This window comes from Methylobacterium pseudosasicola (genome assembly GCF_900114535.1).
Lineage (GTDB): Bacteria > Pseudomonadota > Alphaproteobacteria > Rhizobiales > Beijerinckiaceae > Methylobacterium > Methylobacterium pseudosasicola.
The window spans coordinates 368,525-389,319 of sequence record NZ_FOTK01000001.1 but is presented as its reverse complement, the minus strand read 5'-3'; the positions used below and the strand labels follow the sequence as shown (position 1 = coordinate 389,319).

Annotated in this window: 19 protein-coding genes; 10 read left to right on the top strand and 9 right to left on the bottom strand. The window is 69.9% G+C overall.

What is annotated here, in order from left to right:
* Positions 1-131: 131 nt before the first annotated feature.
* A complete protein-coding gene (locus BM228_RS01900) occupies positions 132-1,445 on the bottom strand; it encodes a KpsE/RkpR family capsule polysaccharide export protein (protein WP_092036605.1) in 1,314 nt (437 codons plus the stop codon).
* A 181-nt stretch (positions 1,446-1,626) separates the two neighbouring features.
* On the opposite strand from BM228_RS01900, the gene BM228_RS01895 reads away from it, so the two are divergent.
* From BM228_RS01895 to BM228_RS01870, 6 genes are all read left to right on the top strand, one after another.
* On the top strand, positions 1,627-2,076 hold the full coding sequence (locus BM228_RS01895; protein ID WP_092036603.1) for a hypothetical protein: 450 nt from the start codon (positions 1,627-1,629) through the stop codon (positions 2,074-2,076).
* Positions 2,077-2,139: 63 nt separating this feature from the next.
* Positions 2,140-3,207: a flippase-like domain-containing protein gene (locus tag BM228_RS01890; RefSeq protein ID WP_092036601.1), complete on the top strand. Its 1,068-nt coding sequence runs from the start codon at positions 2,140-2,142 to the stop codon at positions 3,205-3,207.
* 20 nt (positions 3,208-3,227) lie between these two features.
* Positions 3,228-4,001, top strand: coding sequence for a flagellar type III secretion system pore protein FliP (fliP, locus tag BM228_RS01885; protein ID WP_092036599.1), 774 nt, complete (start codon positions 3,228-3,230; stop codon positions 3,999-4,001).
* 185 nt (positions 4,002-4,186) lie between these two features.
* Positions 4,187-4,723, top strand: a complete 537-nt coding sequence (locus BM228_RS01880; protein WP_092036775.1) for a TadE/TadG family type IV pilus assembly protein — start codon at positions 4,187-4,189, stop codon at positions 4,721-4,723.
* Complete coding sequence (locus BM228_RS01875; protein WP_092036597.1) at positions 4,723-5,418, top strand: TadE/TadG family type IV pilus assembly protein; 696 nt, start codon at positions 4,723-4,725, stop codon at positions 5,416-5,418. The genes BM228_RS01880 and BM228_RS01875 overlap by 1 nt, the downstream gene beginning before the upstream one ends.
* Positions 5,403-6,851: a TadE/TadG family type IV pilus assembly protein gene (locus tag BM228_RS01870; protein WP_092036595.1), complete on the top strand. Its 1,449-nt coding sequence runs from the start codon at positions 5,403-5,405 to the stop codon at positions 6,849-6,851. The genes BM228_RS01875 and BM228_RS01870 overlap by 16 nt, the downstream gene beginning before the upstream one ends.
* Positions 6,852-7,126: 275 nt before the next feature.
* Here the strand turns inward: BM228_RS01870 and BM228_RS01865 are convergent, their stop codons facing one another.
* From BM228_RS01865 to BM228_RS34450, 3 genes are all read right to left on the bottom strand, one after another.
* On the bottom strand, positions 7,127-10,471 hold the full coding sequence (locus tag BM228_RS01865) for a hypothetical protein (protein ID WP_092036773.1): 3,345 nt from the start codon (positions 10,469-10,471) through the stop codon (positions 7,127-7,129).
* A 139-nt stretch (positions 10,472-10,610) separates the two neighbouring features.
* Positions 10,611-11,279, bottom strand: a complete 669-nt coding sequence (locus tag BM228_RS01860; protein ID WP_092036593.1) for an invasion associated locus B family protein — start codon at positions 11,277-11,279, stop codon at positions 10,611-10,613.
* Between the two features lie 101 nt (positions 11,280-11,380).
* Positions 11,381-11,557, bottom strand: coding sequence for a hypothetical protein (locus BM228_RS34450; protein ID WP_167367631.1), 177 nt, complete (start codon positions 11,555-11,557; stop codon positions 11,381-11,383).
* 384 nt (positions 11,558-11,941) lie between these two features.
* Here BM228_RS34450 and BM228_RS01855 point away from each other — a divergent pair, with 384 nt between their 5' ends.
* Both BM228_RS01855 and BM228_RS01850 read left to right on the top strand, forming a co-directional pair.
* Positions 11,942-13,387, top strand: a complete 1,446-nt coding sequence (locus BM228_RS01855; protein ID WP_092036591.1) for a homospermidine synthase — start codon at positions 11,942-11,944, stop codon at positions 13,385-13,387.
* A 98-nt stretch (positions 13,388-13,485) separates the two neighbouring features.
* A complete protein-coding gene (locus BM228_RS01850) occupies positions 13,486-13,809 on the top strand; it encodes a TM2 domain-containing protein (RefSeq protein ID WP_092036589.1) in 324 nt (107 codons plus the stop codon).
* Between the two features lie 12 nt (positions 13,810-13,821).
* On the opposite strand, the gene BM228_RS01845 is transcribed toward BM228_RS01850, so the two are convergent.
* Both BM228_RS01845 and BM228_RS01840 read right to left on the bottom strand, forming a co-directional pair.
* Positions 13,822-14,703, bottom strand: coding sequence for a transporter (locus BM228_RS01845; protein WP_092036587.1), 882 nt, complete (start codon positions 14,701-14,703; stop codon positions 13,822-13,824).
* A gap of 151 nt (positions 14,704-14,854) precedes the next feature.
* Positions 14,855-16,516 carry a Na+/H+ antiporter gene (locus BM228_RS01840; RefSeq protein WP_092036585.1) on the bottom strand — a complete coding sequence of 554 codons (1,662 nt, stop codon included), beginning with the start codon at positions 16,514-16,516 and terminating at the stop codon, positions 14,855-14,857.
* A gap of 235 nt (positions 16,517-16,751) precedes the next feature.
* Between BM228_RS01840 and BM228_RS01835 the strand changes: the two genes are divergently transcribed.
* Complete coding sequence (locus BM228_RS01835; protein WP_092036583.1) at positions 16,752-18,437, top strand: methyl-accepting chemotaxis protein; 1,686 nt, start codon at positions 16,752-16,754, stop codon at positions 18,435-18,437.
* Between the two features lie 164 nt (positions 18,438-18,601).
* Here the strand turns inward: BM228_RS01835 and BM228_RS01830 are convergent, their stop codons facing one another.
* Genes BM228_RS01830 through BM228_RS01820 form a run of 3 tightly spaced genes read right to left on the bottom strand, consistent with a single transcriptional unit; the run spans position 18,602 to position 20,269 of the window.
* Complete coding sequence (locus BM228_RS01830; RefSeq protein ID WP_092036582.1) at positions 18,602-19,462, bottom strand: metallophosphoesterase; 861 nt, start codon at positions 19,460-19,462, stop codon at positions 18,602-18,604.
* 8 nt (positions 19,463-19,470) lie between these two features.
* Complete coding sequence (locus BM228_RS01825) at positions 19,471-20,088, bottom strand: cation efflux transmembrane domain-containing protein (protein ID WP_092036580.1); 618 nt, start codon at positions 20,086-20,088, stop codon at positions 19,471-19,473.
* On the bottom strand, positions 20,066-20,269 hold the full coding sequence (locus BM228_RS01820) for a hypothetical protein (protein WP_092036578.1): 204 nt from the start codon (positions 20,267-20,269) through the stop codon (positions 20,066-20,068). Before BM228_RS01820 ends, BM228_RS01825 begins: the two co-directional genes overlap by 23 nt.
* Here BM228_RS01820 and croR point away from each other — a divergent pair.
* The gene (gene croR, locus BM228_RS01815; protein ID WP_092036576.1) at positions 20,268-20,741 is read left to right on the top strand and encodes a 3-hydroxybutyryl-CoA dehydratase; all 474 of its coding nucleotides are present in this window, start codon (positions 20,268-20,270) and stop codon (positions 20,739-20,741) included. The genes BM228_RS01820 and croR overlap by 2 nt on opposite strands.
* Positions 20,742-20,795 lie beyond the last annotated feature (54 nt).

Sequence of the window (20,795 nt, the reverse complement as noted above, 5' to 3'; positions counted from 1 at the left end):
ATCGGGGAGGCCCGGGCGCCGGGTCGTTTCCCTCTACAGACCGCGCGGCGCGGGATCCAGACCCCGCGCCGCCGGTGTCCTACGACATCATCCCGAAAGCCGGCAACCGGCCTTCAGGACGAGGCGCCGACTCACATCCGCTGGTCGCGGATGCCGGCGATCAGGAGCGAGGATGAGCTCCAGAGCACGAAGAAGCAGAAGAACGCCACGATCAGGGAATGGCCCCGCTCGGGGTAGAGGCTGTCTGTCGGCAGGACCGGCGGCACGAAGGTCGCCAGGAAGATGTGCTGCTTGCTGGCCGAGACCCGGGCCCGGTCGAGCAGCATGTGGGCCGATTCCTCGAGTTTTTCCGCGATCGTCCGCTCGACCAGCAGGCCCTCGTACTGGAGCAGCGCCTCGGTCAGGTTGGTGCCGCCGCCCGCGACCCGGCCGGCATTGGTCAGCTCATCCTGCAGCGTCTTCATCTGCTGCTCGATGGCGGCGATGTTCGCGACCAGCGTCTGAATCGAGCGCGAGCGCTCGTCCAGATTCGAGCCGCGCAGCACCTGCAGATCGGTCTCGAGCTTGAGCTTTTCCTTGCGCAGGATCGTCAGGGTGGTCAGCGTCCCCTCGGCGGTCTTGACCGGGTCGATCACGCCCCACTGGTTGCGGAAGCTCTGCAGCGCGAGATGGGCCTTGCGCAGGCGCTCCTCCGCCACCGTCGCATCCGCCTGCGCCTGCTTGACCATGTCGGCCTGGGCGCGCTTCGAGATGTCGTTGATCAGCGCCTCGGACCGGCTCACCACCTCGCGGGCGATGGTCAGGGCGTCCTGCGGGGTGAAGGCGCGTACCGACAGGCGGATCACGCCCGAGATCGAATCGATATGGGCGTCGACGTGCTTGCGCCAGTACTTGGTCAGGTCCTCGATCGGGTCGCTCGGATCGAACCGGGCCCAGAAATCGGCCTCGGACCGGGAGAACATCTTCGAGATGCCGATGCTCTTCTCCAGCGCCTCCACCAGCGTCTGGCTGGCGATGAAGTCGCGGACGATGAAGCTGTCCTGGCTGTTGTGCTTCTGAATCAGGTTCGTGTACTGGCCGAGGGAGATGTTCTCCATCGGCTCGACGTTGCCGCGCACCGTGAACTGCGCCTCGGCGATGTACTGGTTGGACGCGAAGACGAACAGGTACAGGCCGACCACCAGGGTCGGCAGCAGTACGAACATTCCCACGCGGCGGATCACCCGCGCCCCGTAGCTCGACGTGTCCTCCCGGCGCTGGCCGAGGCCGGGCAGGCGGGTCCAGTCGAGGCGCTCGCGCGCCGCGGCCACCAGCGCCCGGGCGCCGCGCTTCTCCGGGACCGGCCGGATCGTCTCCGCGCCGTGGCGCAGCTCGGTCATCGTCGATGGGGCGAACGTCACGATTTCGCCGTCGCGCGTGTCGTCCTTGACGTCGTCGAAGCTCATCCGCTCACTGTTCCTGGGTCTGCGCCGGATCCGCCACCGCGAAACCGGCCGGAGGACGGCCCGTGCGCAGGGTCGGAATCCCGTTCTTTTAGGCCCTTTTTAAGGCACCGCCCCCCGCCCCTGCCGCACCGCGGCGACGGGCAACGTAGCCGGCCCCGGTATCGCGCCGTAGAGTCTCTCGATGATGACACTCCCTCGCGTCTCCCCCGGCCCCGGAGACCGCCCTGCCGGCCGCCCGGCCCTCACCAGATCGGCCAAGACCAAGCTCGCGGAAGTCGTGGTGGTCTGCGCCAAATGCGCCAAGCGCCAGGGCCTGCGCCCGCGGGCGGTGCGGGCGATGCTGAAGGGCGCGGCCAAGCAGGCGGCCAAGGACGGGCTGCTCACCGGGCGGACCAAGCTCTGCATCGTCGAGTCGGGCTGTCTCGGGCCCTGCCCGAAACGCGCGGTGGCCGTGGCCACGGGGGCGAGCCTCGCGGAGGGCCGCGTCGTCCTGCTCGATCCCGAGGCCGCCCCCCAGGATGCCCTCGCCGCAGTGCTCCGCCCCGTGCTACCGCGGCGGCGCGCCCCTGAATTCGGCCCCAATACACCCCTAGCGGCGGTGCCACCGACCGAATCGCCGCCGGATGCTTGACTGGCGCAACCTGGAGCGCTCGCCCTTGCCCGCCATCTGGCGTACCTCACCCGCGGGCCGGCCGTGAGCGGCGACCGCGCCCCCCGGACGCGCCGCCTCGGCCTCGTGGTGCTGCGCCGGCTGCCCCTGTTCGGCACGTTGATCGGCCTCGGCCTGGCGATCTGGCTCGTGGCGACCAACGACCTGTCGGCGGTGGCCGCGGCGTTCGGGCGGATCGGGTTCGTGGGCTTTGCCGGCGTCACGCTGGTCCGGGCCGTCGTGGTGCTGGTCTGCGGCCTCGCCTGGGCGCGCATCCTCGATGGGCTGTCGCCCGCGCCGGCCTCTGCCTGCCTGATCCTGCGCTTCGTGCGCGAGGGCATCAACGTGCTCCTGCCCGTAGCCTCGGTCGGCGGCGACGTGCTCGGCGCCCGGCTCCTGACCTTCTGGGGCGTGGCCGGATCCCTGGCGGCGGCCTCGGTGCTCGCCGACATGCTGTTCCAGGTCGGCACCCTGGCGCTGTTCGCCGGCCTCGGCGCCGGTCTGCTGAGCCAGGTCGAGGGTCCGGCCGCCGCCGAACTCGCACACTGGACGCTGCGGACCCTCGCGGTGGCGGGGCTGGCGGTGGCGGCCTTCTTCGCGCTCCAGCGCACCGGGATCGTGCGTGTGGTCGAGGACCGGATCGCCGCCCTGGGCCGGCGCTTCGTGCGCGAAACGGAGGCCCGTCCCGAGCCGGCCCCGCGGATCCAGGGGGCGCTCGACACCGTCTGGGCGGCGGAGCGGCGGGGCCGCCTCGTCCAGTCCTTCGCCCTCCACGCCCTGGCCTGGCTGCTCGGCGCCGCCGAGGTCGCGGTCGTGCTCACCTGCATCGGCGTCGAGAATCTCAGCCTGTCGGAGGTCCTGGTCATCGAGGCGCTGAGCCAGGCGATCAAGGCCGCGGCCTTCCTGGTGCCGAGCGGGCTCGGCGTTCAGGAGGGCGGCCTCGTGCTGGTCTGCGGCCTGTTCGGGATCGATGCCGGCACGGCCATCGCCCTGTCCCTCGCCCGCCGGATCCCGGATGTCGTGCTCGGCCTGCCGGCGCTGCTGGTCTGGCAGAACCTTGAGGCGCGGCGCACGGACGTGCGCCCGGCCACCCCCACCTGCGACCGTCCGTGACCCCGATGCCCGTGACCCCGATGGATGACGCGCCGGCCGGCGACGCGAGACAATCCGTTGTTCGGAAGCTCCGCATCCTGGGCTTCGCCGGGCTGGCCGGCGCCGGGCTGGCGACCGGACCCGCCCTGGCCCAGAGCCTCAGCGTCGATCTCGGCGCGGGCGGCACCACCGAGCGGGCGCTCCAGCTCGTCGCGCTGATCACGATCCTGGCGGTGGCGCCCTCCGTGCTGGTGATGGCCACCGCCTTCACCCGGATCGTCGTGGTGCTGTCGATCCTGCGCTCGGCGCTCGGCACCCAGACGGCGCCGCCGACCGCCGTGATCGTCAGCCTGGCGCTGTTCCTCACGGCCTTCGTGATGGCCCCCACTGGCCGGGCAGCCTACAGCGCCGGGATCGAGCCTCTGGTCGCCGGGCGGATCACGCAGGCCCAGGCCTTCGAGCGGGCCTCGGCACCGTTCAAGACGTTCATGCTGAAGAACGTGCGCGAGAAGGATCTGAAGCTGTTCCTCGACCTCGCCAAGGTGCCGGTGCCCAAGGGCCCGGAGGATGTCGGCCTCGAGATCGTGACCCCGGCCTTCATGATTTCGGAGCTGCGCCGCGCCTTCGAGATCGGCTTCCTGCTGTTCATCCCGTTCCTGGTGATCGACCTTGTGGTCGCCTCGGTGCTGATGGCGGTGGGCATGATGATGGTGCCGCCCGCCACCGTCGCCCTGCCGTTCAAGCTGATCTTCTTCGTGCTGGTCGACGGCTGGACTTTGGTGGCCGGCTCGCTGGTCCAGAGCTACGGCGGATAGTGCACGCCGCCGAAGTGGAGACTGGTTCGGCGCCAGTCGTCGCGCCCTGACAATGACTTGGAGAGGCCGGCCCATTGCGATCAGGCCGGATACCGCTCAAGATTCACCAAGGTAAGTCTATAGAGTCTGGAAGTCCGTTTTAACTTCGGTTTAGCAATCTCTCGCTACCTAAGCGCATGTTTTTCATGCGTCACTACGTTCGCGATCGGAAAGGGGCGGCCGCGGTCGAGTTCGCCCTGGTCGCGATGCTGTTCATCCTGGCCCTGCTGTTCGTCATGACCGTGGCCACGATCCTGTTCATCAACCAATTCCTGGACTACGCCACGACGCGAGCCGCCCGGCAGATCCTCACCGGGGCGGCCCAGGCGAGCGCCCTCGACCAGGCGAGCTTCAAGGCCTCGCTGTGCCGCAACCTGCCGGCGACGCTGAAATGCAGCAACCTCGTCGTGAACCTGTACGTGGTGCCGACCGGCTCCTCCTCCAGCGGCTACTACACCTACGTGAAGTCCGACCTCAGCGGCCTGGCGATCCCGCCCCTGACCCCGGGTTCCGGCCAGTACACCCTCGGCACCCGCGGGCAGTACCAGTACCTCTTGGTGATCTATCCGATCACCTTCCTGCCCTCCGCCTTCGCGTCGATGCTCGGCGGCGGCGCGACCTTCAACGGCGCCCCGGCCTACCTGACGATCTCGACGGCGGCGTTCCGCAACGAGCTGTTCTGATGGCGGGCGGTCGGCGCTTCCTCCGGGACAGGCGAGCAGTCTCGGCGATCGAGTTCGCCCTGATCCTGCCGGTGCTGCTGGTCCTGATGCTCGGCGGCATCCAACTCGTCACCTACGTCAACGCCAGCCGCAAGGTCGGGCTGGTCGCCCAGTCGATCAGCCAGATGATCTCCCAGGCGATGCCGCCTGCGGGCTCGACGGTGGCGACCGTCAACGCCGCCGACCTGCATTTCAGCTTCGATTCCGCCCTGGTCCTGTTCCCGTACCTGATGAAGGACGGGCCACGGCAGGGCCTGCAATGGTGGCAGGACATCGCCATCACCTACGCCGCTATCGCGTTCAACCAGACGGCGTCGAACTGCTCGGGCAGCGACCTGAGCGCCTGCTACACGGCCGCCGTCGCCTGGACGAGCTCGGGCACCAGCGGGGGCAATTACCGGCCCTGCGTGACCCCGCAGTTGCCCGCCGCCGACACCGCGCCGCCCAACCGGACGACGCTGCCGCGCTCGGTCTTCGGACCGGGCTCGATCGTGGCGGTCGACGTGGTCTTCACCTTCCGGCCGTCCTTCGGCGCGCGGTTCATCCCCGCCGTTCGGATCGCCCGCTCGATGTACGTGCAGCCGCGCTACGCCTCGATGGTCAATTTCGACCCGGCGGGCAACGATGGGATCGCCGTGAAATGCCCGGGTTTCTGAACCGCGCGCGCAGCCTCGTTGACCGGGCGGCGCCCCTTTCGAGGGCGCGCTCCGGCAACGTCACGATCCTGTTCGCCCTGAGCCTGCTGCCGATGGTCGGCCTGCTCGGCTACGGGGTCGATTACGGCGTGGCGATCACCGACAAGGCGAAGCTCGACGCCGCCGCGGATGCCGCCGCCATCGCCGCGGTGGCGACCGCCAAGGCCTATATCGCCGCCAACCCGACCCAGGCGAACGTCACCGCCAACGCCATCGCGGCCGGCATCGCGCAGGCGACCAGCGCCTTCACGGTCAATGCCGGCACCGTGCCGTTCGCGCAGGTGCAGCTCCAGACGCCGCAGCTGGTGCGCACCAGCCAGACCCTCAAGTCGACGGTGGTCTACAGCGCCACGGTGAAGAACAATTTCGGCCAGATCTTCCGGACCCCGACCACCAACTTCTCCAACACGGTCACGGCCTCGGCGGATCTCGCGAGCTATCTCGACTTCTACCTGCTGCTCGACGTGTCCGGCTCGATGGGCCTGCCGGCGACGACGGCCGGGATGACCCAGCTCGCCTCCAAAAACAACGACATGAAGTGGGATTACCAGCAGGGCTGCCAGTTCGCCTGCCATTATCCCGGCAATGACGGCTGGGGCCTCGCCGCGGGCAAGATCCAGTTGCGGTCCGACGCCGTCAACAACGCGGTCTGCTCGCTGATCCAGCGGGCCGCCAACCCGACGGTGGCGAACCAGTACCGCGTCGGCCTGTACCCGTTCATTAACCAGATGGGCACGCTCGCCGACATCAACAGTTCGATCGCCACCCTGAACACCGCCGCCCAGTGCACCCTGTCCTGGCCCCTCGCCCTGACCAGCCTGCTCGATACCGGGACCACCCAACTCTACACGAACAACGACCCGAGCACCGGCATCGGCTCCGGCGGCACGCATTTCGAGGTCGTCCTGCCGCAGATGAAGACCGCGATCACCAATGCCGGCGGGTTCGGTGACGGCTCCGGCATCAATGCGCGCAAGCCGTTCGTCTTCCTGATCACCGACGGGATGCAGAACGGTCAGCACTATTACGTCTACAAGAACAATAAGTATTACTACCCCGGCAACCCCTCGAAATTCTCGGGCTACGGCAATGCCGACTTCGACACGTCGACGCCATCCCAGATCGATCCGACGCTCTGCACGGCGCTGAAGAATGCCGGAGCGACGATCTCGATCCTCTACATCCCGTACAACATCATCACCTTCAAGGATTACGGCGGGATCGTCGCCGGAGAGAACAAGAAGGTGAACGCCTTCAGCCCGACCCTGGCGACGCCCCTGCAAAGCTGCGCCTCGCCGGGGTATTTCTACACGGCCAACAGCCCGGACGACATCAAGAGCTCGCTCAACGCGATGTTCGACCAAGCGCTGCAGGTCGCGCGGCTGACGCAGTGAGGGCCGATTTCTCCAAGTAATCCTCCCCGTCATTGCGAGCGCAGCGAAGCAACCTAGAGAAGCGCCACCTTCGGGGATCGCGCGCTGCACTGGGCTGCTTCGCTGCGCTCGCAATGACGGGTGGGGCGATTGAGGCCCAGGATCAGGCCTCGACGATCCGCACGGCTGAGAACTACTCATCGCAGGTCGGCGGCTCGAATGGGCGCTTAGGGGCGGGACAAATTTGTTGCCTCGCCGCTGGCTGCGCCCGACGGTCACTGTGCAGAGAAAGCCCCTCAGCCCGGCGGCGTGCCCGGGGTCTCGACGCTGCTCTGGCGCTCGCCGGCCGCCGCGCCGCGCTCGGGCAAGGCGGTCTCGGGGTAGCGCTTGCGGTACTCGGCGAGGAAGGCCGACAGGGTGTCGGCCTTGGTGGCGCGGGCCGCGATGGCGCGGAATTCCGGATTGCGGGTCGGGTTGGCGCCGGTGAGCAGCGCGAAGGTGCGGGCGTCCGGGCTCTCGGCCATGGCCTCGGAGAACTTCGCCTTCAGCCGCTCCAGGCCGATGACCTCGCTTGCGAGGTCGTACGCAATGGCGGCGCGGACCGCGTCGGCTCGGGCCTGCTCATCCAGGGGCCGGCCGGCGCGCCAGGCCTCGCCGAGCAGCGCCTCGTGCGATTCACCGGCCTCGCGCCAGCGGCGGGCGCCCCAGAAAATGTCGGCGCGCAGGCGCTCGATATCCGGGCCGCTCTCGTCCTCGATCGTCTCCAGGGCGAGGTCGGTGCGGGTGAGGTCCGAGAGGGCTCGGGCCCGGACCAGGGCGCGGGCGCGCTTCAGCTCGCCCGGCAGCTCGGGCAGGTTGGTGGCGTCGAGCACCTGCAGCGCCCGCATCGGCTTGTCGTCCATCAGCCGGATCGTGGCGAGCCGGGCCGCCACGGCGGACTTGGCCGGGCCAGTGAGCCGGTTGTCGATCTGGTACTGGAGCAGGTCGGCGGCCGAATCGAGGAGGTCGAGCCCGACCAAGCGGTCGGCCAGCCGGCGCACCACCTCGTCGCCGCGCCGCCCGATCGGAGCGAGCTCGCGGAAATCGAAATACAGCGCCACCGCGTCGACCCCGGAGAGCGTATCGCCCTTGTCGGTGAGGTAGAGGTTCTCGAAGGCGGTGCGTACCTCGCGGGCCAGCGCCTGGGTGGCGGCGTCGTTCGGCGCGAAGGCTTGGGCCCGGCGGAGCGCCGTGAAGGCGTCGCGCCAGCGTCCGGCCCCGAGATAGAGCCGCGCCAGGCCGACCGAGATGCCGGTCTCGGTCGGGCCGCCGTGCCAGGTGAGCGCCAGCCGCTCCAGCTGGTCGATCGCCGCGTTCGGTTCGAGCTTGCCGGAGGCGCGGGCCAGGAGCGCGCCGCGCAATTGCGCTTCGGCCGCCACCGGCCGCTGGCCGACCTTCTCCAGGCGGGTATAGGCGTCGAGCGCCGCCTCGGTCTGGCCGGTGGCCTCCGAGACGCGGGCGCGGACCAGGGCGAGCCGGTCGCGGATCCAGGGCGGCAGGTTGGGTGCGTCCTCGGCCCGGGCGGCGGCGGTCTCGGCATCGCCGTTCTCGATGGCCGATTCCGCCGCCTGAGCGCGAATCTGCTGCGCGAGGTCCGGGGGATAGCTCTCGGACAGCGGCAGCGTGGTGAGGAAGCCGGTCTCGGCCGCCTTCCAGTCGCCGAGCCCGGCGGCGGCCATCGCCCGCCACAGGGCGGCCTCCGGGTCGCTGGCGAGCTGCGTCGCCGACAGGGCCTTCAGGGCCTCGGCGTTGCGCCCGCTCCGCACCAGCGCCAGACCGCGCAGGATCGCGATTTCGCGCTGGGTCGCCAGCAGCGGATCGTCGGCCGCCGCCGCCTCCAGGGCCGCAAGTCCTTCGAGGTCGAAGTCGTTGGCGATGTTGGCGCGGGCATACGCGAGCCGCGCCGGGCCGCGCAGGGCGGGCGGCACCGTCGCGGCCGCGTTGGCCAGGGCCCGCAGGGTCTCGCGGATATTGCCGGCCCGGGCGCGATCCCACGCATCGGGCGGGACCGCGAGGGTGCCGATTTCGGCCAGGGCGGGATCGGCCTTGCGGGCGGCCGTGGAGGCGGCGAGGCCGCCCTCCCGGCCGATCGTCACCCCGTCGAGCTGGGGGCGAACCGCGAGGTCGTCGGCGCCAGCCAGCACCGCGACGCCGTGCCGGCTCGGCAGGATCTCGAAATCCACGAAGCGGCGGTTTTTCGGATTGCCGATGATGCGCTGCGCCGCCGAGGTGACCACGGCGATGCGCTCGCCGTCGCGGTCGAGCCAAGTCGCCGATCCCGGCCGGGGCAGCGCCAGCGCGACGGTGATCCGGCTGGTCGGGTCCGGCTTGCGGACCGGATCGAGGCTGTCGCTCGGGCTCAGCGCGTCCCCCGCCGACAGCTCCCAGGCCGAGCTGGTCCCGGTGGTGACGGCGGCCAGATCGACCAGCCGCCCCGGCGGTACCGTAAAGCGCAGGATCGTGGCTGCGCCGATCCGCTCCGGCGCGCCCACCGGCGCGAGGCCTTGGCGGCTCGCCGGCACGGTCACGGGCTCGGCGGTCTCGAACACCAGCGTCGCGACGCCGCCGCGCTCGAACAGGGCCGCGGGCGGCAGGGTCTGGAACGGGAAGACCAGGCCGGCGCCGGCCTGGCGCTTCGGCGGCGCATCGGGTGCGGCCTCCGGGACGGCCGGGGCCTCGGCTTTCCGGGTCGGCGCCGGAACGGGTGCGGCCGGCTTTGCGACGCTCGACTCGGCCGGGCCGGGCACGTCGGCGGCCTTGGACTTGGCGGCCTCCGGCGGCGCCTTGGTCGCGACATCGATCGTGTAGGCCCCGTCCTCGCGCTCCGTGGTGAGGATGAACCCCTCGGCGGGGGTGACCAGGATGCTGGCCGAGCCCTCGTCGGATTCGGTGGCGAGCTTGGCGATGCCGGGCCGCGGGCGGCCGCGGGCGTCGTTCGAATCGATGGTCCAGGCTCCGGCCACGCGCAGGCGCGTCGTCGGGCCCTCCGCGGTCACCGTCGCCACCGCGTCGTCGGGCAGGCGCAGGGACAGGCGCGTCAGGGTCGGGAGCCGGGCGAGTTCCAGGCTGAGCGGCTTGCGCACCGGCGGCGGCGTGCGCGCCCGCAACGCCTCCTCGGCGACCCGGGCCCGGCGGGCGAGTTCGGCCACCACCTCGAGGGGAAGCGGCGGCGGCAGGCCGGACCAGCCCTCCGGCAGCAGATCGACGAACACCCGCTCCCCGGCCGACTGGACATTGGTCCGGAACGGCCGCTGCAGCGCGACCCGCAAGCCCGAGCCGTCGGGATCGCGCCGGACCGTGGACACGAAGGCCGGCATCTCCTCGGACAGCCGCTCGGGACCGGGTGCGACCCGCTCGCCGTAGCTCAGCAGCAGGATGCCGCCGGCGAGCTTCGCCTTGACGGTGACCGGCTTGTCGAAGGTCAGCACGATCCGGCCATAGCCGCCGGCACCGGTACCCGATTCGCTGCCCTTGGCGCCGATCAGCCGGGCGGCGAGCGCCGGGTCGATGGCCGCCAGCAGGACGAGCGCGGGCAGGGACACGCGGGCCAGCCGCGTGCCGAGATATCGGCCGATCCGGGATCGCCTGCCCTCGGAGCCCATCGCCTCGCCGACCCAATCCCGGCGCGCGGCCCCTCGGGCCACGGCGCCCGGCGCCACACATGGGACTCATCCTGCGGCACCGCGGCTAACGCTGGCTTAACCGTAACCCGGGGATTAGCCGGATCCGGTCCGATCGGCCTCAGCCGCTGAGGGCGACCGCGCGGTCCAGGGCCTGCGGGAAGCCATCGAGGGGCACCGTGATGGTGGCTGGCTCGGTGCCGCTCGCCTTCTGGCCGGTCACGAACAGCTGCTTGGCATTGCGCATGCCGTCGAGCGCCAGGGTCGGGAAGCTGATCGGCACGAGGCAGCCGTCGGAGACGCACATATTGTAGGGCGCGCCCTTGCCGAGGGTCTGCTCGTCCAGCTTGAAGGTCACGCCGGCCTCGATAGACAGGCCGAATGGCATCAGCACGATGCCTTCCGAGCGGCCGTCATTCGGAACCTGGAGTTCCACGCCGAACTTGCGCCGGCCGGTCTGCGAATCGCCCTGGGACTGGGCGACGATGCAGGTGACCTTCTCGCTCGGGCGGGTGCAGGTCATCGTCCAGTCGCCGTAGCTCTCGCTGACCGTGCTGGCGCCGGTGGGCCAGGTCGCGTGCGCTGCAGCGGGCGTGGCGGCGGCAGCCGGCTTGGCCGCCGGCTTCGGAGCGGGCGGCTTCGGCTTAGGTTTGGGCTTGGCTTTGGCCGGCGCGTCACCGGCGGCCGGCGCCTCGGACTCGGCATCCTGGGCACGCGGCGACGCGAACGGAACGGCAAGCAGCAGCGTCGCGGTCAGACTGAGGCGAACGACCGCTCGAAACGTCGACATAGAATCACGATCCCCCGGGGCCATTGACGGCAAAGCCGCCTAACGTCCCAGCCGGGGTGAGGCAATCGCCGGCCGATGCCGGTCCACCCCGTCGTGGGGTTTCAGAGCGGGTTCGGTCCGCCAGCAGCCTCGGCGAGGGCACAGCGGCGCGCGAACGCGGCCTCGGCCCCGGTGCGGACGGCGCGGGCCAGGGTGAACACGAGGGTGAGGATGCCGGGATCGCGGTCGGCGGTCTCGGCGACCGGGCCGGGGATGCGGGTGGCGATGAAAGCGAGCATGACGACTCCGAAGATCAGGATCCCGGACGTTTCCTCGGCCCCGAGGGTGACGATTTTGGAAGTCGATCGTTCTGCGGGACCTTTGCTGCACCGCAATATGAGCCATGCGAACACTGCTCACCACTCGCCTTTGCGCGCAGGCCACATGCGCTGCGAACATACTGACGCGCGCCGATCCTCAACGGCGCCTTAACCGTCTATGGTGCAGCGCAGTTGACCGTCGGCGGGTGAGCCGCCATTGAGCGGCTTTCCGACGACCGGATTCGACGTACGCGCCGGCGCAGGCCGCGCATCACGCCTGTCGCCCCACTGTCACACGCGCGCCATAACCCGCTCGCGAGCTAAAGAGCGGACCTCAGGCGTCCGCCAGACAAGGATTTTTTCATGACCGAACAGCCGTCCCGTCACCCGATCCATGGCCGCATCAGCGGTCCCATCGTGATGATCGGCTTCGGCTCGATCGGACGCGGCACCCTGCCGCTCATCGAACGGCACTTCGAGTACGATCGCGCCCGCTTCACCGTGATCGACCCGGTCGACACCCACCGGGCGCTCGCCGAGAAGCACGGCCTGCGCTTCGAGAAGGTGGCGCTGACCCCGGAGAACCTGCGCGCGGTGCTCACGCCCCTCCTCACCGAGGGCGGCGGCCAGGGCTTCTGCGTGAACCTGTCGGTCGATACCTCGTCGCGGGCGATCTTGGAGCTGTGCCGCGAGCTCGGCGCCCTCTACATCGACACCGTGGCCGAGCCCTGGCCGGGCTTCTACTTCGACAAGAGCCGGGGCCAGGGCGACCGCACCAACTACGCACTGCGCCAGGACATTCTCGACGCCCGCGCCCAGAAGCCCGGCGGCACCACGGCGGTCTCCTGCTGCGGCGCCAATCCCGGCATGGTCTCGTGGTTCGTCAAGCAGGCGCTCCTGAACATCGCCAAGGATACCGGCGTCACCACGCCCGAGCCCAAGTCCCGCGAGGAGTGGGCCGCCCTGATGAAGACCCTGGGCGTGAAGGGCGTGCACATCGCCGAGCGCGACACCCAGCGCGCCAAGAACCCCAAGCCCCAGGGCGTGTTCGTCAACACCTGGTCGGTGGAGGGCTTCGTCTCCGAGGGCAATCAGCCGGCCGAGCTCGGCTGGGGCACGCACGAGACCTGGAAGCCCGCCAATGCCCGCGAGCAGGAGAAGGGCTCGCGCTGCGCGATCTACCTGCTGCAGCCGGGCGCCGACACCCGCGTGCGCACCTGGGTGCCCACCGCCGGCGCGCAGTTCGGCTTCCTCGTGACCCACAACGAGGCAATCTCGATCGCCGACTACTACACGGTGCGCGAGGGCGATCAGGCCGTCTTCCGCCCGACCTGTCACTACGCCTACCACCCGGCCAACGACGCCGTGCTCTCGCTCCACGAGATGTTCGGCAACGCCGCCAAGGTGCAGGAGCAGCACCACATCCTCAACGAGAACGAGATCGTCGACGGCATCGACGAGCTCGGCGTGCTGGTCTACGGCCACGCCAAGAACGCCTACTGGTACGGCTCGCAGCTCTCCATTGAGGAGACAAGGCGGATCGCCCCCTACCAGAACGCCACCGGCCTGCAGGTGACCTCGGCGGTGCTCGCCGGCATGGTCTGGGCCCTGGAGAACCCGGAGGCCGGCATCGTCGAGGCCGACGAGATGGATTTCCGCCGCTGCCTGGAGGTCCAGACCCCGTATCTCGGCCCGGTCGTGGGCGTCTACACCGACTGGACCCCGCTCACCGACCGTCCGGGCCTGTTCCCGGAGGACATCGACACCAGCGATCCCTGGCAGTTCCGCAACGTGCTGGTGCACGGCTGAGGTCTCCCGGGCCGGCGGATCCTGTCTGCCGGCCCGGCCTTGCTTTCGGGCGCCCCCTGTCTCAAGCTTAGCCGTGACTTGAGGGGGGAGCACGACAGATGACAGCGACGACCCAAGAGAAGATCCTGATCGAGCAGCGCGTCGCCAACGAAGGACCGAGCGTCGTCCTGGCCTACGTGCTCTGGTTCTTCTTGGGCTTTTTCTCGGCCCACCGGTTCTATCTCGGCCGGACCGGCACTGCGATCCTTCAGATCTTGCTCAACTGCATTGCCGTCGGGCTCATCTGGCTCGTCATCGACCTGTTCCTGATTCCCGGGCTGGTGCGCGCGAAGCAGGCCAGCCTGCGCGCACGCCTGACGCAGGAACTTGGACCGACCCTCCCCGCCGGTGGCGCGGCCCTGGCCTCACCCGCTGCGGTTTGAGCCCCGGCCCGGCTATTCGGCCTGCCGGCGCGTCACCAGGGTGCGGTTCGGCTCGACCTCGTCCTTATCCTGGTAGAGCGGCACGATCACCCGCAGCCAGCCGCGGGTCTCGCGGCCGCGGTAATTGCGCTGGACCACGTCCCGGGTGAGGTAGGCCTGCAGGTTCACCGGCCCGAAATTGTACCCGACCAGGCCGCCCACCGCGATCTGGCCCTGCGGCAGATAGCTGGACACCCCGGTCGGCAGATCGGTGGACCCGAACGCGACGGCGCCGACCTGCCACTTCCCGAACTTCTTCGCCGCCGTGAGATCCAGGTTCAGGTAGTCCGGGTAGAGGGTGCCGAAGGGCGAGCGCGTCTCCAAGAAGATCCCGTGGAGCAGGTTCGCGGTCAGGTTCCAATCCTGGCCGGTGTAGCTGATCGCGAAGCGGTGGGTCAGCGAGGCGGATTGGGTCAGGAAGCGCGTCTCGATCGGCAGGTAGCCGCCGAATAAGTAGCTGACGCCGACATCGTGGCCGAGATCCCAGGCTAGCTGGGCGGCGAGCAGCGGCTGGCCGATGCCGCTCTGGTAGGGCGCCCCCTGGAGGGTCGCGGCCACCACCGGCTGGGTGACGAAGAACTGAAGGCGCCCGCCCGCGATGGCCCAGGGCGTCGCCCATGCGAAAGTCGGCAGGTTGACGTTCGTCGACGTGTCGCCCGGCCGCGCGCTGCGCGTGCCGAAGCTCGACAGGTTCACGAAGTACAGGCCGACCGGAAGCTGCGCGCCCACCGGCAGGCCGATGGTCTGGCCCGGCTGGGCCGCGGAAGCAGCATGAGCAGAGGTTGCAACGCCAGAACCGTAAATGGCAAGTGCAGCCGACGCGACCCCGCGTAATCCCAGGCCAAATCCCGTCATCACAACCCCGAGCCAGAGCCCCAGAATTCGGGGCCGATCAGGGAAGGACGCTCGGTCGAACCGCGCTCATCCCGGCTTTACGGCCAAGCTGTGCGGAACGACACGCGCTCGACATTCTGGGCCGGCTCGTTGGGACTAATCCGCCCGCACCTCAACTGCGCGGCGTCGGCAGATCCCGCCCGGCGGGATTCCAGGCCAGCAGCCGCGCCTCGACCAGGTCGACCTCGCGGACGAGCTGGCGCAGGACCACGTCGTCGATGGCCCGCGAGCGGCGCAGGCGATAGAGCGCCTGGCGCTCGGCCTCGATCCCGGCGAGCCGCAGGCGCTTTTCCGTTACGGCCAGCTGCCGGGCGCGGCCGCCGCCCTCCCGGGACACCGCCGTCGGCGCCTCCAGGCCTTCGTAACGGTCCATGGCCCGGGCGCCGGCCTCCACCGCGACGGAGGCGTCCTCCTGCTCCTCGACCAGGCGATGTTGCAGCGCCTCGATCGCCGTCACGGCGTCGTGGCGCGCGGCGGCGCGGGCGGAATCCTCCTCAGCGTCGTGGCTCGAATCGGCCGGCAGGCGCAGGCCCCGGAGCAGCGGCGGCAGGACCGTGCTGGCCAGCAGCAGCGAGGTCAGGATCACCCCCATCGCCAGCAGGATCGCGAGATCCCGGGCCGGGAACGGCGTGCCGTCCTTCAAGGTGAGCGGCAGGGTCAGGATGCCGGCCAGGGTGATCGCGCCCTTCACGCCGGCGAGCGTCGTGGCGGCTACGAGCCGCCAAGTCAGGCCCTCGCGCCGCTCGCCACGGCGATGCGCCTTCACGAGGACGAAGTAGAGCGAGACCCAGACCCAGGCGAAGCGGATCGCCATCAGGCCCGCCGTGATGGCGAGCACCCAGGCCACGAGCCAGCCGGCGCCCTGCACGTCGGCCTGCTTGACCGCGTGGCCGAGGACCTCGGGCAGCTGCTCGCCGAGCAGGACGAAGATCGAGCCGTTGGCGGCCAGCGCCACCGTGTCCCACACGGCGGTGCGGCGGACCCGGGTGGTGCCGAGGCTGCGCCCCTGGATCTCCACGTAGGTCATGGCGATGCCGGCCGCGACCGCGGCCAGGATCCCCGACGCGTGGACATGCTCGGCGGCGAGATACGCGCCGAACGGCGTGAGCAGGCTGAACAGGATCTGCAGGCCCGGATCCTCGCCGGTCCGCCGCCGCAGGAGGTCCTGCGCACCCATCAACAGGAAGGTCGTGGCGGCGCCGATGCCGAGGCCGCCGAGCGCCAGCCAGACGAAGGTGGTCGCGGCCTCCGACAGCGAGAAGGTCCCGGTGAGCGCCGCCGCGATGGCGAAGCGCAGGCAGACGAGGCCGGTGGCGTCGTTCAGCAGGGCCTCGCCTTCGAGGATGTGCATCAGCCGCCGCGGCACTGGGGCCTGCGCGGCCACCGACGAGACCGCGATCGGGTCGGTCGGGGACAGGACGGCCGCGAGCGCGAAGGCGACCGCCAGCGGGATGCCCGGGATCATGGCGTGGATCAGCATGCCGATCCCCAGCACGGTCAGCGCCACCAGTCCCAGGGCGAGGGCCAGGACTGTCCGTCCGTTGCGGAACAGGTCGCGCTTCGGGATGCGCCAGCCGTCGAGGAACAGGAGCGGCGGCAGGAAGACGAGGAAGAAGATCTCGGGATCGAGGGCCGTGCTGGGCAACGGCCCCAGCGCCAGGGCCACGCCGATCGCGATCTGGATCAAGGGCAGCGGCAGCGGGACCAGCCGGCCCAGCGCGCCGCTCACCAGCACGGACAGCAACAGGGCCAGGACGACGGTGACGCTTTCCATGCGTGTCTTTCGAACGAGGGCCGACTTCCCCTCGGGAGGCGTCGACCGGGTGATGCGCGGATGGCCGGGATCGGGCCTTGTAGCATCTGCCGGGCTGCGGGATGCCGGCGATCGACGGTGCCGTATGGGCGATCGATCCAAACAGCGCCGATCGATTAATCCGAAGTTTTAGAAATCATTATATAGCATTTGAAGAGCGCAGAGAGCGCCCGTGTAGATCTACCTCGGAAATATAATGCTCGACTTTATGTCAATCAAAGGCAAGCTGATCATCTGTTTTTCGGTTATGCTTGCTCTGATCTGCAGCCTGGCCGCGCTGTCCTACTACCACATTGAAACGATCAATCGTGTCGCCACGGATATGCGCGCCAGCCGCCTGCCGGCCGCGCAGGCCCTCACCGGCATCCAGGTCGTGACCTTACGGATCCGCGTCAACGGCAGCCGTGCTCTGACGGCGAAGTCGCCCGAGCAGAGAAAAGACGCCTTCGACTCGATCCAGCGGCGCCTCGCCGAACTGCGGACCTATCAGGCCAGCTACGCGAGCCTCCTGGAGACCGACGCGGCCCGCGAGCTCTACAAGACCTTCGAACGGCAATGGGCCACGTATCTGGACCAGCAGACCGACGGATTCGCGCGGGCCGAGCGCGGCGACCTCACCGGCGCCCAGGAACAATACAACACCACGATGTCGGATACGATCCGGACGACCATCGCGACCCTCGTCGCGATGTCGGACCGCGAGAGTGCGGCGGCGGCGGCCAGCGGCGCGGAGGCGCAGGACGCTTATGACCACGCCCACCGGCAGATGACGGGCTTCCTGGCGCTGGCCGCGATCCTGGCGATCGGCGCCGTCGTGATGCTGGTCCTGGAGATCAGCCGCCCGCTCGGACGCATGACCGCGGCCATGCATCAGCTCGCATCGGGCGACACCGCGACCGAAATTCCCGCCGTCGGGCGGCGCGACGAGGTCGGCGCGATGGCGGGGGCCGTCCAGATCTTCAAGGACACCATGATCCAGACCCGGCGCCTGGAGACGGAGACCGCGCAGGCGCGGCTGGAAGCGGAGGCGCAGCGCAAGGCCGGCATGCGCCAGATGGCGGACAGCTTCGAGGCGGCGGTCGGCGGCATCATCGGCCAGGTTTCGGCCTCGGCCACGGAGCTTCAATCCACCGCCCAGACGATGAACGCCACCGCCGCTCAGACCGCCAGCCAGTCGACCACGGTCGCGGCCGCGGCCGAGGAGGCGGTGTCCAACGTCAACACCGTGGCGGCCGCCGCGGAAGAGCTCGGCTCGTCGGTCCAGGAGATCGGACGGCAGGTCGATGGCTCGGCGCAGCTGGCCCGGATGGCCGTGTCCGAGGCCGATCAGACCGGGGCGCTGGTGCAGGAGCTGAACACGGTGGTCGGACGAATCGGCGACGTGGTCGGGCTGATCTCGACCATCGCCGGGCAGACCAACCTGCTTGCCCTGAACGCGACCATCGAGGCCGCCCGCGCCGGAGACGCCGGCAAGGGTTTTGCCGTGGTCGCCTCCGAGGTGAAGGCGCTCGCCGAGCAGACCGCCAAGGCCACGCAGGAGATCTCCGGACAGATCGCGCAGGTCCGGGGCTCGACCGGCCAGGCCGTGGCGGCGATCGGCGGAATCACAGCCCGGATCCAGGAGATCAGCAGCGTCGCCACCGCGATCGCGGCCTCCGTCGAGCAGCAGCAGGCGGCGACCCAGGAGATCGTGCGCAACGTCGGACAGGCCGCGAGCGGCACCGCCGAGGTGACGACGAACATCGCCGGCGTGGCCGGGGCCGCCGACGAGACCGGCGCCGCGGCGTCCCAGGTCCTGTCCGCGGCCTCCGCCCTGTCGCGCCAGTCCGAGCATCTGTCGGCAGAGGTGCGGAACTTCCTCGCCACCGTCCGCGCCGCCTGATTTTTTTGGAGCAATCGCGTGGGTCCGATCGGCGACAGATGTTCGCCGGTCAGGCCCAGATTGACCGAACTATTTCCATGGTACCTGCGATGCAGGTGGCAGATCGATAAACAACGCCGTCATTCCGGGGCGCCGCAGGCGAGCCCGAAATGACGGAGGACACCTTAAACCTTGCCCTCCGCCCCGACCGTCACACAAAAATCCGCCCGGTAACTCTGCCCCTCGACCGGGTTCGACACCCAGCGGCAGCGGCCGATCCGCAGATCGTGGCCGGCGTGGAAATGGCCCGAGATCCAGAGCTCCGGCCGCTCATTATCGGGCAGGTCGTCCAGCGCGGTGCTGGCGTAGAAGGCCGGCACCCACCAGGGCACGCCGGGCTGGTCCCGGTAGCGATCGGCCGCCAGGGGGCTTGCCGGGTGATGGGTCACCACCATGGTCGGTCCGTCATGGGGCACGCGGAGCGTCTCGTGCAGCGCCGCGCGCTCGGCCGCATGGGCCGCCATGGCGTCCGCGGGCTGCCACGGACTGCCATCCTGTTTGCGGATCGAGCCGAGATATTCGCGCGAGCCGGTGACCGGATCGGTCATGCGTGCGGCGGCATAGGCCACCGGATCCTCCGGGCGGTCGGGCGCATCGGCGGCGAGCCAGCGCCCGGCGAGGTGCCAGTCGCTCCACAGGGTGGTGCCGACGAAGCGCACGCCATCGATCACGCAGGCCTGTGCGCCCTGGAGGAGGTGGATGCGCGCGCCGAGCGCATTCACCCGGACGACCTCCGCCTCCAGTGCCGCCAGCAGCTCAGGAGTATTGCGCGTGTCGCCCGTGGGCGCGTAGCGCTCGTGGTTGCCCGGCACCAGCACGATCGGCTTGCCCTGCGCCAGATGCACCAGGGCAGCCAATCCCCGCTCGGGATGCCCCTCGTAGAGGTCCCCGGGGCAGGCGAGCAGGTCGAATGGCTCCTCGGGCAGCGCGATCAGGTCGAGCCGCCGCCGTTCCAGGTGCAGGTCGGAGATCGGGAAGATGCGCATGGATCTGCCTATTTCGCGGCCCGGCGCTCGGCCGCGGCGGCCCGGAAGATGTCGGCGGCAGAATCGGCGTTGAGCAGCGCGATGCCGCCCGCCGCGATCAGGTCCGGCCAGGGGCTGGGATAAAGGGCGGTGACCAGCCCGGCCGCGATGATCGCCAGATTGGCGTAGGCGTCGTTGCGGGCCGAGAGATAGGCCGCCCGGGTCAGGCTGCCCGAGCCGGACCGGTGCCGGGCCAGCATCAGCGCGCAGGTCAGGTTCACCGCCAGAGCCCCGAGGCCGGTCAGCGTCAGCGGCAGGGCCGCCGGAGGCACGAAGTCGGCAAACTTGTCGTAGGCCGCGTAGGCGGTCGCGAGCGCCGGCACCAGCAGGATGAACGCCATGGCGGTGCCGAGCCGGGCCCGATTGCGCGCGCTCCAGGACAGGCCGGCGAAGATCAGCAGGTTGATCGCCGCGTCTTCCAGAAAGTCGAGGCTGTCGGCGATGAGCGCCACCGAGCCGATGGCGAGCGCCACCGCGATCTCGACGCCGAAATAGCCGAGGTTGAGCGCCGCCACGCGGGCGACGACCGGGCGCAGGGCGGGCGGCTCGCGCCGGGCGGCAGGGTCAGCGGTCACGGAACGCGTCATCGCCGAGTGCGGCGCCCCTGTCGAGCGCCTGTTGAGAAAACCCTGTCCGCGCCTCAAGAAAGTTCCAGAACTCATACGCCTTTGTCCGGGTGGATTCGGCGGCGCGATCGTGCGAACCGGTCTTGTCGAGCCGGCTGCGCCAGAGAAGCGACCGGCCGGAACCGGAGGTCTGCCGAGCCATGCTGCCCGAATTGCGCGTGCTCTATTTCGAGGATCTCGAGGTCGGGTTGTCGGAAACCCTCTCGAAGACCATCGCGTCCTCCGACGTGGTCGGGTTCGCCGAGATCACCGGCGACCGCAACCCGATCCACCTGTCCGAGCACTTCGCCGCACGCACGCCGTTCGGCACCCGCATCGCCCACGGCCTGTACACGGCCGGACTGATCTCGGCGGTGCTCGGCACCCGCCTGCCGGGCCCGGGGGCGGTCTACATCTCGCAGACCCTCAACTTCCGCGCGCCGGTGCGCATCGGCGACATCGTCGACGTCACGGTCACGGTCGCCGAACTGATGCCGGAGCGGCGCCGGGCGCGCCTCGCCTGCCGCTGCTCCGTGGCCGGCGAGACCGTCCTCGACGGCGAGGCGCTGGTGAAGGTGCCGACCAAGGCCGAGGCCGACCCGCTCGCGATCCGCACCGAGCGTCAGCAGGGCTGACGTGGACGAGGCCGCGGAGACGATCGCGGACCCGGACGACCCGCGCCTCGAACC